Below are 14,093 nucleotides of genomic sequence, written 5' to 3'. Positions count from 1 at the left end.
GCCACGAAAGCCGTTCCGACGTCGCACCGCGTCGTCGAGGCATGGCCGCGATTTTCAAGCCGCCGCCCTTGACTGGGCACAATTCCAATAAATCTGTTGAACGGGGATAAAATGATCAGAAAACTAGTCGTCGCTTTCGCAGCGACCATATCCTTCGCAGCGGCTCAGGCACAATCGGCGCCCGATAACCCCGGCGCCGATCTGATCGTAATCAATGCAAAAATCTTCACCGGAAATCGTGCCCAGCCCGAAGCATCGGCGTTGGCGGTTAAGGATGGCCGCATCTATCTCGTCGGTTCGGATGCCGAAATCGTCGGCCTGAAAAATGCGCGGACCAAGGTGATCGATGCGGGCAGCCGCAGGCTCATTCCTGGCATCGTCGATGCGCATACGCACGTCCTCAACGACCTCGCCTATAACTATAATGTGCGCTGGGATGGCGTGCCTACGCTTCGCGGCGCGCTCGCGATGCTGAGCGAACAGGCACGGCGCACGCCCGAGGGTCAGTGGGTCAAGGTGATCGGCGGCTGGTCGCCCTACCAGTTCGAAGAGAAGCGCTTTCCCATGCTGGCCGAACTGCGCAAGGCGGTCCCCGACCGCCCGATGATCGTTCAATATGCCTATAACCGAGCCTATTTGAACAAGAAGGCGATGGAGGCGCTCGGCCTCGGAACCGATCGGTTCCCTCAGTTGCCCGACGTCGAGATCGAGCGGGACGGCAAGGGCGACCCCACCGGGGTCGTTCACGGCTACACCTGGTTGTTTCTCGCGCTGGAGGCGATGGTTCCGCAGCCCAGTTTCGACGAACAAGTCAGCTCGATGATCTACTCCATTCGTGGCCTGAACCGGTTCGGCGTAACGTCGATCATCGATAATGGCGGCCGGTGGCCCTATCCCGAAGCCCAGGCCAGGGTCGATGTTCTTGCGCGCGACAACCGCCTCAACGTGCGAATGCCATTTGTCGATCTTCAACTTGGCGATGGCGGGCCGGTGAACATGGTCGATCTGGAGATCGAGGCCATCACGAAAGCGGCGCCGATAAGCCCGGGACAAAATCTGCACCCCGGCCTCGCGCATGGCCTTGAATATCGCGGCGCTGGCGAGGTGCTTGCCGGAGAAGTCCATGACCATGAGAATTTCGATCGCCCGGCCGTCGTCATCGAGCCTGAAAAGATGCGCCGCTTCGTCGAGCAGGATGTGGCGAAGCTGATCAAGCGGCGCATCCCCTTCCGGATGCACATCAGCTACAATGAGAATATCACGCCCTTCCTCGACGCGCTCGAGAAGGTGAACGAAACGGTCCCGCTCGACGGTCTGCGATGGAGCCTCGAGCATGCCGAAACGATCAGCCCGGAGAATATCGAGCGGGTAAAGCGGCTGAAAGGCGGTATCGCCCTCGACGCCAAGATGGCGCTCCATGCCGATGGTTTCATCAAGACCCATGGCCTCGAAAAGGCACTGGAAACGCCGCGCCTGCGCGCCCTTGTCGATAGCGGCATTCCCCTGGCGATGACGACCGACGCATTCCGGGCGGCGACCTTCAATCCCTGGGTCGGTATAAGCTGGATGGTTACCGGCAAGTCCGTTTCGGGATCGCAGGCGCTGGCCGATGGCAACCGCCTCTCGCGCACCGAGGCATTGAAACTCTTCACCAGCGGGGGCGCCTGGTTCATGAATGCGGAAGCCGAACTCGGCGTCATCGCGCCCGGCAATCTGGCGGACTTCGCGGTCCTCGACAGAGACTATTTCACCGTGCCCGAAAATCAGATCGGATCCATCTCGTCGGTTCTGACGATCATGGATGGGAGGGTCGTGTTCGGAGCGCAGGACTATAGCGATCAGACGCCGAAACTGCCCGCGGCTCTGCCCGCCTGGTCCCCATCGAATTCCTTCGGCAGCTATTATGGGGATAAATGACAACGGCGCGAAGATTGCTTCATTGGACGCAATCTTCGCGCCCGCCCCAGGCCGTTTGCGACTAATTCCGCGCCGGCTAAAACGCCCCCCTTCAACCCCCATTTCCGAGACGAACCATGGCTGACGTCATTCCCCCGGCGCTCCGCGCCTCGCCCTTTGCGGACATGCGCGGCCACCATGTCGCAGTTCGCACCCCCGACCTTGAGACGGTCAAGCGCTGGTATATCGAGAAGCTCGACTTCCGCCTGGTCGCCGAGTGGGGCTACGGCGACCAGAAGCTCGCATATATCGCGCCGCCCGCCGACGATCATTTCTGGATCGAAATCCTGGGTGGCGGCGAACCGCCTCCGCAGGACGTGCGGCCCTATGCCGATCTCGGCGACAGCCTTGCCTACTCCGGCTACCATCATTTTTGCCTGACCGTCGATAATGTCGATCTGACCGTCGAAAAACTGCGCCAGCGGGGGGTAGAGATCGTGGCCGAGCCGTTTGTTGTCGAAGCGATCGGACGCCGGCTCGCCTTCTTCGCGGACCCATTCGGCAACCTGATCGAGCTTGCCCAGCTAATCACCTGAACCGCTCGCCGACGTCGTCCCGATGACCCACTGGTCGTGTGGTGGACCTTGCCGCGCAATTTTCATCGAGCAACTGGTCGCCGCGGCCTCATGAACGGGAGCAAGGTGCGCCACCCGCCGCCGGGGACATCGTTCAACTCAGGATGTCCAGTCCTTCGTCCCAATAAGGTTCGGGCCAAAAGCGCTCGACAAGCCAGTCGATGAACACCCTGACCTTTGGCGCCAACTCGCGTGAGCTGGGATAGAGCGCCCAAAGCGTCTGGGTCGAGATGAGCGGATACTCCGCGAGAACGGGCACAAGCGAACCTGTGCGGAGCTCATTTGCGGCACACCATGTTGCCATCAGCGCGATCCCGAGCCCCGCGCAGGCTGCATCGCGCACCGCTTCGCCATCGTCGATCCGCAATGTCGGGGCAACGCGCTTTTCGATGCTTTCTCCCGCCGCGCCCCTGAAGGACCAGAGATCAAGGGTCCCGACGACGAGACAATCATGGGCGTCCAAATCCGCGGGCCGACGCGGTCGGCCGCAGCGTTCAAGATAGTCAGGCGACGCAACAAGGACCCGGCGGTCGGGCGCAATTCGCCGCGCGACGAAGGATGAATCGCCAAGATCGGCGTAGCGGACCGCGACGTCGAACGCACCTTCAACAAGATCGACAACCCGGTCTGACAATCGCATGTCGATCCGAAGGTCGGGATAACGCTGCACGAACGCGGCCAAGCCGGGCACGATGTGCATCCGTGCAAAGGAGGAGGGAGCCGCGACCCGCAGCGTGCCGCGCGGCACGGCCTGCCCGCCTCCCAGGGCCTCGCGAGCGACCTTTGACGCGTCGATGAGATGTTCGGCATGCGGCAGGAAAGCCTGACCATCCTCGCTCAATGTCGCCATGCGGGTCGTCCGGTGGAAGAGGCGCGTCCCGAGATGCTTCTCAAAGGATGCAAGACGTGCACTTGCTCCCGCCGGCGTCATGCCGCGATCGCGGGCCGCGGCGCTGATGCTCCCGAGCTGCGCGATCCGCACAAACAGGGCCAGATCGTCGAAGTCCATCGTCCATTCCCGTCATAGTGCGGCGCCGGCAGAGCGCCACGCATCGAACATCCGCTTCGCCGCTGAGGATGACACATAGGCTACATTTTCAAATGACTTTTGAAAGAGCTTCCTTTTTCATGCGCCTACCGCTTTGAATGTCTGAAAGTCAAATAGCTCTTCATCGCGTGGTCGTTGGACTGAACCCCCAAGCGGCCATGCATTTCGAACTTGATGTGAAGGAGCTTGAACAATGGCCAAGATGATGAAGGCGGCGGTGCTGACCCGCTTTGGAGGTTATGATGCCTTTGAAATGCGCGACGTTCCCGTTGCGGAAGTGGGTCCCCGGCAGGTGCGGGTGCGCGTCCATGCGACTGCCCTCAATCCGCTCGATTACCAGATCCGCCGCGGCGACTATGCCGATCATGTACCGCTACCCGCGATCATCGGCCACGATATTTCCGGTGTTGTCGAGGAAGCGGGATCGCATGTGACCGAGTTCAAGCCCGGCGACGATGTCTATTACACGCCGAAGATTTTCGGGGGTGCGGGCTCCTATGCCGAGCAGCATGTTGCCGATGTCGAACTCGTCGGCCGCAAGCCGAGGAACCTCTCCCATCCCGAAGCAGCAAGCCTCACGCTCGTCGGAGGAACTGTGTGGGAAGCCTTCGTCACGCGCGCGCAACTCGCTGTCGGTGAGACCGTCCTCATCCACGGCGGGGCCGGAGGCGTCGGCACCATCGCCATTCAGCTTGCCAAGGCCATGGGGGCGCGGGTCATCACGACGGCGAGAAGCACCGACCATGAGCTGGTGCGATCGCTTGGGGCGGATGAGGTGATAGATTTCACATCCGAAGACTATGTCGAAGCGGTGGCGCGCTACACCGATCGGGAAGGCGTCAATATCGTGTTCGACACGATCGGCGGCGATGCGCTGACCAGAAGCCCCCTGGCGCTGGCGGACTTCGGGCGCGTGGTCAGCATCGTCGACATTGCCCAGCCGCAGAATCTTATCGAGACCTGGGGCCGCAATGCCACCTATCATTTCGTGTTCACGCGTCAGAATCGCGGCAAGCTGGATGCGCTCACAAAACTTGTCGAACGCGGGCTCGTGCGGCCGATCATCGGCGCGACACTGCCGCTTTCGCGGATGGGCGAGGCCCATGACCTATTGGAGAACAGAGCCTCCCACGGGCTTCGCGGCAAGGTCGCGATCGAAATAGCGGGCTAGGCTCGCGGCGAGATAGGGCGCGGGACGGGCGGTATATGCGAAGGTGGACGAAGGTCCGAGCCCTATCCCGTTTATAGCCGGATAAGCGGGGCGGTTATCGATCGATAGCCACCCCCACTTATCTCAGCTCCCGTTCGACCAGGCGATCGCGTCCGCGCCCGCCGGGATGTGCGTCGGCGAGCCTTGGTCGGTGACCGCCTGCCAGACCGCCTCGGCAACATCGTTCACCGAAGTTACCGGTCCCGCATCCTGCTCCCAACCGGCGAAAACCTGCTGGACCAGTTCGGAATAAGGTTCGGGAAACCCGCTGGTCAGGCGCGACCTTGCATTGTCACCGAAGCTGGTCTGCGGCGCCCGGCCCGGCAAGACGACGCGGACACGGATGCCGAACGGTTCGAGCTCGATGGCGACGCTGTCGCTGAATGCGTTCACCGCCGCCTTGCTCGCCGTATAGACCGACAGCAGCGGCAAGGGCTTGTACGTCACGGACGAAGTCACATTGACAATCACGCCGGCGCCGCGCTCGCGCATCTGGGGAAGTACGGCCTGCATCATCGCTATCGTACCGAGCGTGTTCGTTTCGATGATTTCGCGTGCGGTCTCGATCGACGTGCCCTCGAGTGCGTTGAGGAACCCTATTCCGGCATTGTTGACGAGCGCGTCGACCGGCCCTGCTTGTGCGATGGCCGAAGCGATGCTCGCGGCGTCGGTGACGTCGAGCGGCAAGACGCGAATGCGATCAGAGGACGGCAGCGCGTCTTCGCGCGGCGATCGCATGGTGGCGATGACGTCCCAGCCCCGCTCTGCGAAGTGGCGTGCGGTCTCCAAGCCGAAGCCCGACGAGCATCCGGTAATCAAGATAGTGGGCATAATATCTCCTGTCGTAGCATGCTGTCAGATAGACATTCCGCCCGGACACTCTACAATCGAATATCCAATCTTCGTTAGCGAACGTCCGGAAATGACCGATCCTCTTACGCAGATCGTCGGCCTGCTCAGGCCCGACCTGTCTTTCGCCAAACTCACCGAGGCATCCGGCCCCTGGCGCATCCGCCGTTCAGAGCAAGGCACGCCATTCTTCTGCGCGGTGCTCGACGGCGCTGTCCAGTTGGAGATCAAGGGCCGCGCACCGCTTCGCATTTCTGGCGGTGACTTCCTGCTGATCCCCGCCGCGTTCGATTTCACCTTCACCAGCCTGGACCCCGCCCCTGCTCGCGGCCTGGACAGCGTGCCGATCCAGATGCGTCCCGGCGTGTACCGCATCGGCAATCCTGCAGCAGAGCCCAACCTGCGAATGCTCGTCGGCTATTGTACATTTGGCTCCACCGATGCGGCGCTGCTCGTGTCGCTCCTGCCGTCGCTGATCCACGCGCGCGGAAATGAACGACTGACCACACTGCTCCAGCTTGCAGCGGACGAATCGCGGGCCGAACGCGCGGGGCGAGAGGTGATCCTCGCCCGGCTCATGGAGATATTGTTCATCGAAGCGCTGCGCGCGACGGGACCCGATTGCCCGAGCGGCATGCTTCGCGGGCTTGGCGACGATCGCATCGCAATCGCCATACGGCTCATTCATGATGAACCAAACGCCGCCTGGACGGTCGAGCGATTGGCCAAGGCGGCAGCGTTGTCGCGATCGGCGTTCTACGATCGCTTTCGCCGCACCGTGGGCATGGCGCCGATGGAATATCTGCTGCACTGGCGTATGATATTGGCGAAACAATTGCTGGGGGATCGACAAACACCGATCGCTGAGGTGGCCCAGCGGGTCGGCTATGGCTCAGCCAGTAGTTTCAGTGTTGCCTTCCTGCGGCATGTCGGCATGCCTCCGGGACTCTACGCGCGCCACCAACGGGCGGCGTAAGCTCGTAGTAGCGGAAACTCGCCCGGATTTTCTCGCACCGCAGTCCTCGGGGAATCGGCAGCTGCCGCAGCGCAATGCCGCTGCCCTCGCCTGCCAAGCGTTCCTCTTCCGGCAACTCAGCTCGGCACGCCCCGACCCTACCGCCGCCGAATTTCAATACCACTTGGGCGCCGCTGGAGAGCCAAAAGGCCCAAAAGGCGACGACACCCGCGACCGCACCGAATATTCGGAACTGCGCCGGGTCCGCAAAGGATATGCAATGAAAGCAGCGATATACGACCATGAAGGGCCACCTGAAGTCCTTCATCTTGTCGATGCACCCGATCCCGATGTCGCCCCTGGAGAGGTGCTAATCCGCGTCGAGGCGATATCGATCGAAGGCGGCGATCTGATCAGCCGCCACAGCACTCCGCCAAGGGCCCCCGGTCATATCCTTGGCTATGCCGCAGCAGGCACGGTGTTGGCGGTCGGCGACGACGTGATGGATCGCAAGGTCGGCGATCGGGTGACGTCCTGGAACCTTGAGGGATCTCACGCAGAGTTGCGCGCGGTCCCGTGGCGCCAGACCTGGCTGCTTCCGCCTGACGTCGGTGTCGCCCAGGCCGCGGCGATCCCGATCGGGTTTGGGACCGCGCACTATTGCCTGTTCACGCGAGGCGGACTGTCGAAGCCCAGTAGCGTTCTGGTTCAAGGCGCCGCGGGCGGAGTCGGCATCGCAGCGGTGCAACTTGCCCGCGCGGCCGGCGCGAACGTCATTGCCGTGGCGAGAGGCGAGGATAGGGCAAAGAAGCTTGCGGAACTGGGCGCATCGCGGATCATCGACCCCAGCGTCGAACCTGTTGCGGCTGCGGTTCGCGAGGTCACCGGGGAGCGCGGCGTAGACCTCGTCATCGATCCGGTAGGTTCGACATTGGCTACATCTCTCGACGTGCTTCGTGATGAAGGGACGCTGGTTGCCGTGGGTAATGCTGGGGGCGCGTCCCTGACGGCTGATTTATGGCCGGCCGTGCAGCGCAATCAGTCGATCCACGGCGTGTTCATGGGGCCCCTGCTGACGCGTCCGGTGGTCCGGGACGCGGTCGACACAATGCTGGCTGACCTCTCGAAAAACAGGCTAGTCGTACCGATCGATCGCCGGTTCCCGCTTTCCGAGGCCGCCGCCGCACACCGCTACGCCGAGAATGAGAGGGTTTTCGGCCGCATAATCCTGATACCCTGACATCAATAATTATCGCTGAGGGCCTGGCTGGCCCGCCGGCTGCCGGGAGCGATCGGAGTCGGCGCAGCCTTTGGCAAGTCGCCATGCAAATCATTCAAAACTCGCGCATGAAGCTGGCAGGTCGGCACGTCCCCTGAAGCTTCTCGTTGCGGCGCCGAGTTCTGCGACCGGTCGGCCTTTGCGATTTCATGCGGCCGGCCCCGCCTCGCCGGCCACGGTGCAATTGGCGCGACGCTATGGTGCCGCGCCAATTGCACCGGACGACCGGCAACCACGAGACCGGCTCAGGCGAGCGCGCCTCCGTCGGCGGTCAGGATCGCACCGGTGATCACGCTCGCAGCGGAGCTTGCGAGAAAGACCACGGCGTTCGCGACTTCGCGCGGCTCGCCATAGCGCCCCAGGGAGGTCAGGCTGCGCTGAAAATCGGCCGCTTCCCCGTCCGCAGGATTGGCATCGGTATCGGTCGAACCGGGCTGGACGAGATTGACGGTGATGCCCTTCGGCCCGAGTTCTCGCGAAAGGCCTCGCGTGAATGCGGTGAGTGCTGCCTTGGACATGGCATAAGCTGTCACACCCGGGAACGGAACCCGCTCGCCGAGGCCCGAACCGATCGAAATGATACGACCACCCTCGCCAAGATGCGGAATGACTGCCTTTGCGAACAGCACGGGCGCTCGCACATTGACGTCCATCAGCGCCTGATAGTCGTTCGCGTCGATGTCGGCGATATATCCGCTGTGACCGATAGCCGCACTATTGACGAGAATATCCAGTCCGCCGAGCGCCGAAACCGCTTCGCTCACCGCGCGTTGGATGTCCCCGGGCGCCGCACTGTCGGCTTGGATAGCGACCGCCCTGCGGCCCTGCTGTTCGATCGATTTGACGACCGCTGCAGCTTTCTCGGCCGAGCTCTGGTAAGTAAACGCAACGTCCGCGCCATTCTCCGCCAGCGCCAGCGCGATCGCGCCTCCGATGCCCCGCGACCCGCCCGTGACCAATGCACGCTTTCCATTCAAATCGATCATGATCTTGTCCTTTTCTTTCCTGATTCACTCGCATCCGCCGGAACCGAATTTTGGTCCGGCGGCGCCGCAGCCGAGCGCTCTCCCCTGCGCGTCTTCGGGCCAAGAGGTGGCCGCGCTCACTGCTGGAGATTTCCGATCCGGCTTATTTGAGAAACACCCCAGCCAGTGGTTACTGTCTGCTCGGTCATAGCCTTGGTTCTCCTTCAGGCCTGACAGATAGGAAGACGGGACCGCGGAGACATTCCCGATCTTGCCTTAGGCTTGCCTAATCCTGCCAAATTCCCATCTGGGAAGCATGTCTCAATCCGACCCCGCCACCGATCGTCTCCTGCGCGATATCGCACCCTATATCGCGCCCCTTCCGGGACTGGTGGGACGCGCGACGCCAATTCCGCGATTGACGGTATGGACGAGCACAAGGCCGACCCCTTCCGTCTCGGCGGTGTTCGAACCCCTGTTTTATGCGGTCGCAAGGGGCACCAAGGTCTTGACCATGGGGGCCAACCGCTTCGAGATGGCGGCCGGCACCTGCGCGGCCTCATCCTTCGGCTTACCCTATAGCCATCAACTCACCGACGCGACGCCCGAACGCCCCTATGTCGGCCTCAGCCTCCATCTCGATATCGACAAGCTGACGCGCATCGTGCTCGATATGCCCGGCGGCGAGGATCGCTGGGCCTGCGCGGTCGCCGCTGGAGAAATGAAGGGCGCGATTGGCGAGGCATTCACCCGCCTTGTTGGCCTTCTGAACACGCCCGACGATATAGCGATGCTCGCACCGCACTATGAAAGCGAGCTCTATTACCGACTGCTGCAAAGCCCGATGGGCGATACTCTGCGTCAGATCGTCCAGCGCGATGATCGGGTGCGGCAGATCAAGGCCGCGGCCGATTGGTTGGGAACCAACAACCGCGAGCCGGTCGTCATCGCCGACCTCGCGTCATCGGCCGGAATGAGCGCGACGTCCTTCTACAGGCATTTCAAAGCCGTAACGGGATACAGTCCGCTCGCCTTTCAGCGGCAAATGCGCCTTATCGAGGCGCGAAAACTCTTGTCCGCCGGCGGCGCGAACGTCGCGCGTGTCGCCTATGAGGTCGGATATCAAAGCCCATCGCAGTTTAGCCGCGAATATAAAAAAATGTTCGGCAGTCCGCCCGTCGCTGATCTGCAGCGCTAGCACCGCGCCCCAAGGCCACGAAACTTTCCCGATTATGGCGATGGAAGAGGCCGCGAGTCATCGAAATATTCGATCAGCAATTCGGTAAGGACCCGGATTTTTCGCGTCGGATGCTGTCCCGGTGGACGAACAACATAGGCACCCGCGAGAGGCGGCGGATGGTGAGGCATCACCGGGACCAGCGCCCCCGAGGCCACATGCTCCTGAACCAGGCTTGCCGGGAGATAGGCGATCCCGAGGCCCGCCACTGCAGCGGCGATCAGCGCGGTTCCGTTGTCCGCCTTGAAGCGACCGTGGGGCCTTACCGTGACCGGCTTGTCGCCATCGGTCAGTTGCCAGCTTTCGGTGCCCTGCATGAGCGCCTCATGGTGGACAAGATCTTCTGGCTTCTGAGGGGCGCCACGCACCTTCAGATATTCCGGACTCGCAAAGAGGTGGCCGTACATGAACGTAAAGCGTTTCGCGATCAGATTGGAATCGGGAAGGTGACCGATCCGGATCGCGCAGTCATAACCCTCGGCGATCAGATCCACGAACTGGTCCGTATAACACGTCTGAACCTGAAGAAGCGGGTTGCGGCGTGCCAGCTCGGCCAGCACCGGAGCAATATGGGTCGGACCGAAGGTCAGCGGAGCGGATATGCGAATCCTGCCGCGCAGCTCTCCCGCCGGCACGACCGCTTCCCGCGCGATGTCCATCTCGGCGCAGGCCTTCGCCGCATAATCGCGGAACGTGGCGCCGGCTTCCGTTAGGGCCGCGCCGCGGGTCGTGCGGGCAAGAAGCTGGACACCAAGATCCGCTTCGAGGCGGAGGAGGCGCCGGCTGACGATCGACTTGGAGGCGCCTAGTCTGCGCGCGGCGGGCGAAACCCCTCCTGCGTCGGCGACCTCCACAAATGTTCGCAATTCTTCGATGTTCAATTGAGCATTCCACATGTCGCCGACAAAGGCGACAGGACCTCAAGTTACCCGAGCTTTGGCAGAGGTTACAATGTCCATTTCCCTGCGCCTAGCGCAAACATATTCTGCGCCGCCCTTGATCCTCGGCAGAGAGGCTTCGCGGGCAAGGCCCGTCGCTAAGAAGTCGGTTATGATTCGGGCAGGAATTAGGGCGCTAGAAGGTAGATGCGCTTCTGGCGATAGTCCCAGACGGTCTTGTAGTTTCCCAGGAACACGAAGCCGAGCTCGAGTTCGGTGTCTTCGGTGATACCGACCGACTTTGCACTCGGCGATGGCCCTTCTTCAACCTCGAGCGCAGGAAAACTGCCGTCGACCATGTCCGCGAGGCGAACGCCCGACAGATCGTGAGCGTCCGGGTCTGACGCCGGTTTGAGGAGGCCGCTGGCAATCAGGCCCGCCTTCTTTTCCTCCGGGATATTGAGAGATCCATACATGCCGGTGTCCAGGGTAACGATGGCGTCGAGATCGCCAATACGCGCGGGCAAAACCGGGATGTTCGGAAGTTTGCGGGTTTCGAATGGCAGGATCGCGATGACTTTCTCGCCGGCGATGAAGCTCTTATCACCGGCTTCATAGAAGGTCACTTCCAGCCGACGATAGTCGATCTTGATGGCGTGATCGGCAAAGAAATTAAAGCCAACCCAGCCCAGAAAGTCGGGCGCGATCTTTTCCAGCATGCGCGCATCCTGGCTCCTCACATTTGTTGCGCGCGGATGACGAAGATTGCCGACCCGAATGTCTGGAACGGCTGCGTGTAGCCGGATGTCGAAGGCCTGGCCGCTGCCGAAATGCCCGGTCCCGATCTTCGTACCCCCGGTGAGCGGGACACGATGGTCGTTGATGACCAGGCCGTCCTGCATGCCGGTATCGAGCATGAGCTTGCCCTTCACGCCCGCGATCTCACCCTCGATAAAGGGGAACTCGCGCACCATGACAATCGGCAGGGTTACCGTCTTCGAGGGCAGCCGTATTTCCGGGGCACGCGCCGATGAAGGAGGTGCCGGCGAGTCCGCGGATGCGAATGCCGGTGTCGCCGCCACCGCCAGAATAGACAGCGCAATCACATGGACCAGCCGCAAGGACCCCCGATCGCGCGATATCATTGTGCGGGCGGTACGACGTGAGATTACGCGCATGTTTTCCTTTTACCCTGCCTGTTTCTCATCGGCCGCATTGTCATTTTCGTCCGACCGCCGGACGAACCGGAAACCATGCGTCGACAATCCCGTCGGGGCGCGCACTTGATCCACGGCGGCGTCCTTCTGGCCGGATCGGCCGCCGAGCGACTCTCCACAGCTTGCCTTCCACCGATGCCTGCTGCCGCGCATAGCGGGCCGCTCAGCCGTGCACCAGTGGTTCGGGGCGTGGCTGAAGGAGTAGTCGATCGCTTCCCGACATGGCATCGCCCTGAACCTGTTCGGAAAGACGTTCGGTATCGCGGCGACGAATGTCCTCGGCGACCTCTTCGATATCCGCCTCGACGAAACCCAACAAGCGAAGCCCGGCCGCACCCATCAGATAGGCGGATTCGACCGTTTCGCGGATCTGATAGTCGACACCGGCCCGGATCAACTCGACCGCATGCCCCCGATCATAGCTTCGGACCAGTAGTCGCGCTTGCGGAAAGGCGTGCTGCGCAAGCTCGACGATTTGCATCGCGGCTTTGGAATCGTCGATGCAGATCATGATCGCATCGGCGCCGCCCGCCCCCGAATGCCGCAACACGTCGAGCCGCGCACCATCGCCAAAGAAGACCTTGAACCCGTATCGATCGGCGTCGCGGATGCGGTCGGGATCATTGTCGATGACGGACAGATCAATTCCTTTGGCTAGCAGCGCCTGCGAGGCGATCTGCCCGAAACGCCCGAACCCGATGATCAGGATGCGGCCCTTCAAGTTTCGGGCATGATCGACCCCCTCCATCGACGCCTCGGAGCGCAGGAACCGGTCGGCAGCCAGCATCAGCAAGGGAGTCAACGCCATCGACAGGATGACGACGGTCGCGAAGAGCGCGTTCTGCCGGGCGTCGATCACACCGCCCGCTGCCGCTGCGGTGTACAGCACGAAAGCGAATTCGCCGCCCTGCAGAAACATCGAGGTCCGATGCAGCGCCCCGTGGCTGGAGCTGCCGAACAGCCGCGCGACCCCATAGACAACCAGCCCCTTCGCGATTGTGAACGCGAGCAGCAGCGCGAGAAGGAATCGCCATTCGGCGGCTACGACCGCGAGGTCGAGCGACATGCCGACGGCGAGGAAGAACAGTCCCATCAGCAGACCGCGGAACGGCTCGATGTCGCTTTCGATCTGGTGACGATAACTGGAACTCGACAGCATGACCCCGGCCAGAAAGGCGCCCATCGCCATCGACAGTCCGGCGGCATCCATCAACAGCGCTGCGCCGAGCACGACAAGCAGCGCGCCCGCCGTCAGCACCTCGCGCGTCCGCGCGCGCGCGAGAAGCGCAAAAAAGGGGTTCAGGCCCCAGCGCGACACTCCGAGCAACACGAGCATCGCGGCAAGCGCAATCAGCACCTCGGTCCAGCCCGAGTGTCCGCTGGACATTGGCGAAAGGAAAGCAACGACCGCGAGCAATGGAACGATCATCAAATCCTCGAACAGAAGGATCGCAACCGACTTCTGCCCTTCATCGCTCGAAATTTCGCCGCGGTCCTGCAGCACCGACATGATGACGGCTGTCGAAGAAAGGACAAATCCTGCCCCGGCAATGAAGGCGACGGGACCGGGCAGGCCGAAAACCAGTGCGCCGGTTGCCGATAACCCCGCGATCGCGGCGGCGACCTGGACCAGCCCGAGCCCGAAGATCTGGCCGCGCATCGCCCACAGCTTGGGCGGGCGCAGTTCGAGACCGATAACGAACAGGAACATCACGACCCCGAGTTCGGAAAAGTGAAGGATCGATTGCGCATCAGTGAACAGACCGAGCACCGAGGGGCCGATCAGCACGCCCGCCGCGAAATATCCTAGCACCGAGCCCAGCCCGAGGCGCCGGAAGAGCGGCACCGCAACGACGGCCGCGCCCATCAGCGCGACCGCGGGTCCGATCGTCTGCCCCAAGCTCACATCAGCCATGGTCGGCCA

At 62.2% G+C, this 14,093-nt stretch carries 12 protein-coding genes; 6 read left to right on the top strand and 6 right to left on the bottom strand.

Annotation, left to right across the window (positions count from 1 at the left end; translation table 11 throughout):
• Positions 1-111 precede the first annotated feature (111 nt).
• Both HDC29_RS00915 and HDC29_RS00910 read left to right on the top strand, forming a co-directional pair.
• Positions 112-1,917, top strand: coding sequence for an amidohydrolase (locus tag HDC29_RS00915; RefSeq protein WP_179493593.1), 1,806 nt, complete (start codon positions 112-114; stop codon positions 1,915-1,917).
• 116 nt (positions 1,918-2,033) lie between these two features.
• The gene (locus HDC29_RS00910; protein ID WP_179493592.1) at positions 2,034-2,492 is read left to right on the top strand and encodes a VOC family protein; all 459 of its coding nucleotides are present in this window, start codon (positions 2,034-2,036) and stop codon (positions 2,490-2,492) included.
• 133 nt (positions 2,493-2,625) lie between these two features.
• Here HDC29_RS00910 and HDC29_RS00905 read toward each other — a convergent pair whose 3' ends face one another.
• Positions 2,626-3,540 (bottom strand): LysR family transcriptional regulator, encoded by a 915-nt coding sequence (locus HDC29_RS00905; protein ID WP_179493591.1) that lies wholly within the window; start codon positions 3,538-3,540, stop codon positions 2,626-2,628.
• Positions 3,541-3,772: 232 nt separating this feature from the next.
• Here HDC29_RS00905 and HDC29_RS00900 point away from each other — a divergent pair, with 232 nt between their 5' ends.
• Complete coding sequence (locus tag HDC29_RS00900) at positions 3,773-4,750, top strand: zinc-dependent alcohol dehydrogenase family protein (RefSeq protein ID WP_179493590.1); 978 nt, start codon at positions 3,773-3,775, stop codon at positions 4,748-4,750.
• Between the two features lie 123 nt (positions 4,751-4,873).
• On the opposite strand, the gene HDC29_RS00895 is transcribed toward HDC29_RS00900, so the two are convergent.
• On the bottom strand, positions 4,874-5,620 hold the full coding sequence (locus tag HDC29_RS00895; RefSeq protein WP_179493589.1) for an SDR family oxidoreductase: 747 nt from the start codon (positions 5,618-5,620) through the stop codon (positions 4,874-4,876).
• A 91-nt stretch (positions 5,621-5,711) separates the two neighbouring features.
• On the opposite strand from HDC29_RS00895, the gene HDC29_RS00890 reads away from it, so the two are divergent.
• Together HDC29_RS00890 and HDC29_RS00885 are read left to right on the top strand one after the other, a co-directional pair.
• Positions 5,712-6,614: an AraC family transcriptional regulator gene (locus tag HDC29_RS00890; protein ID WP_179493588.1), complete on the top strand. Its 903-nt coding sequence runs from the start codon at positions 5,712-5,714 to the stop codon at positions 6,612-6,614.
• 259 nt (positions 6,615-6,873) lie between these two features.
• The gene (locus HDC29_RS00885) at positions 6,874-7,833 is read left to right on the top strand and encodes a zinc-binding alcohol dehydrogenase family protein (protein WP_179493587.1); all 960 of its coding nucleotides are present in this window, start codon (positions 6,874-6,876) and stop codon (positions 7,831-7,833) included.
• Positions 7,834-8,117: 284 nt separating this feature from the next.
• Here the strand turns inward: HDC29_RS00885 and HDC29_RS00880 are convergent, their stop codons facing one another.
• Positions 8,118-8,858 carry an SDR family NAD(P)-dependent oxidoreductase gene (locus HDC29_RS00880; RefSeq protein WP_179493586.1) on the bottom strand — a complete coding sequence of 247 codons (741 nt, stop codon included), beginning with the start codon at positions 8,856-8,858 and terminating at the stop codon, positions 8,118-8,120.
• Positions 8,859-9,153: 295 nt separating this feature from the next.
• Between HDC29_RS00880 and HDC29_RS00875 the strand changes: the two genes are divergently transcribed.
• Positions 9,154-10,035 carry an AraC family transcriptional regulator gene (locus tag HDC29_RS00875; protein ID WP_179493585.1) on the top strand — a complete coding sequence of 294 codons (882 nt, stop codon included), beginning with the start codon at positions 9,154-9,156 and terminating at the stop codon, positions 10,033-10,035.
• A 32-nt stretch (positions 10,036-10,067) separates the two neighbouring features.
• On the opposite strand, the gene HDC29_RS00870 is transcribed toward HDC29_RS00875, so the two are convergent.
• From HDC29_RS00870 to HDC29_RS00860, 3 genes are all read right to left on the bottom strand, one after another.
• On the bottom strand, positions 10,068-10,955 hold the full coding sequence (locus tag HDC29_RS00870) for a LysR family transcriptional regulator (protein WP_179493584.1): 888 nt from the start codon (positions 10,953-10,955) through the stop codon (positions 10,068-10,070).
• A 185-nt stretch (positions 10,956-11,140) separates the two neighbouring features.
• Positions 11,141-12,073, bottom strand: a complete 933-nt coding sequence (locus tag HDC29_RS00865; protein WP_179493583.1) for a hypothetical protein — start codon at positions 12,071-12,073, stop codon at positions 11,141-11,143.
• A 259-nt stretch (positions 12,074-12,332) separates the two neighbouring features.
• Positions 12,333-14,084 carry a monovalent cation:proton antiporter-2 (CPA2) family protein gene (locus HDC29_RS00860; protein ID WP_179493582.1) on the bottom strand — a complete coding sequence of 584 codons (1,752 nt, stop codon included), beginning with the start codon at positions 14,082-14,084 and terminating at the stop codon, positions 12,333-12,335.
• Positions 14,085-14,093 lie beyond the last annotated feature (9 nt).

This window comes from Sphingopyxis sp. JAI108 (assembly GCF_013410105.1).
Classification (GTDB): domain Bacteria; phylum Pseudomonadota; class Alphaproteobacteria; order Sphingomonadales; family Sphingomonadaceae; genus Sphingopyxis; species Sphingopyxis chilensis.
This window is presented reverse-complemented; position numbering and strand designations above follow the sequence as displayed.

What these genes read in the sequence shown, in the direction of transcription:
- HDC29_RS00915 (WP_179493593.1), top strand. Translation starts at nt 112, where the DNA reads ATGATCAGAAAACTAGTCGTCGCTTTCGCAGCGACCATATCCTTCGCA.
- HDC29_RS00910 (WP_179493592.1), top strand. Translation starts at nt 2,034, where the DNA reads ATGGCTGACGTCATTCCCCCGGCGCTCCGCGCCTCGCCCTTTGCGGAC.
- HDC29_RS00890 (WP_179493588.1), top strand. Translation starts at nt 5,712, where the DNA reads ATGACCGATCCTCTTACGCAGATCGTCGGCCTGCTCAGGCCCGACCTG.
- HDC29_RS00895 (WP_179493589.1), bottom strand. Translation starts at nt 5,620, where the DNA reads ATGCCCACTATCTTGATTACCGGATGCTCGTCGGGCTTCGGCTTGGAG.
- HDC29_RS00880 (WP_179493586.1), bottom strand. Translation starts at nt 8,858, where the DNA reads ATGATCGATTTGAATGGAAAGCGTGCATTGGTCACGGGCGGGTCGCGG.
- HDC29_RS00875 (WP_179493585.1), top strand. Translation starts at nt 9,154, where the DNA reads ATGTCTCAATCCGACCCCGCCACCGATCGTCTCCTGCGCGATATCGCA.
- HDC29_RS00905 (WP_179493591.1), bottom strand. Translation starts at nt 3,540, where the DNA reads ATGGACTTCGACGATCTGGCCCTGTTTGTGCGGATCGCGCAGCTCGGG.
- HDC29_RS00900 (WP_179493590.1), top strand. Translation starts at nt 3,773, where the DNA reads ATGGCCAAGATGATGAAGGCGGCGGTGCTGACCCGCTTTGGAGGTTAT.
- HDC29_RS00885 (WP_179493587.1), top strand. Translation starts at nt 6,874, where the DNA reads ATGAAAGCAGCGATATACGACCATGAAGGGCCACCTGAAGTCCTTCAT.
- HDC29_RS00860 (WP_179493582.1), bottom strand. Translation starts at nt 14,084, where the DNA reads ATGGCTGATGTGAGCTTGGGGCAGACGATCGGACCCGCGGTCGCGCTG.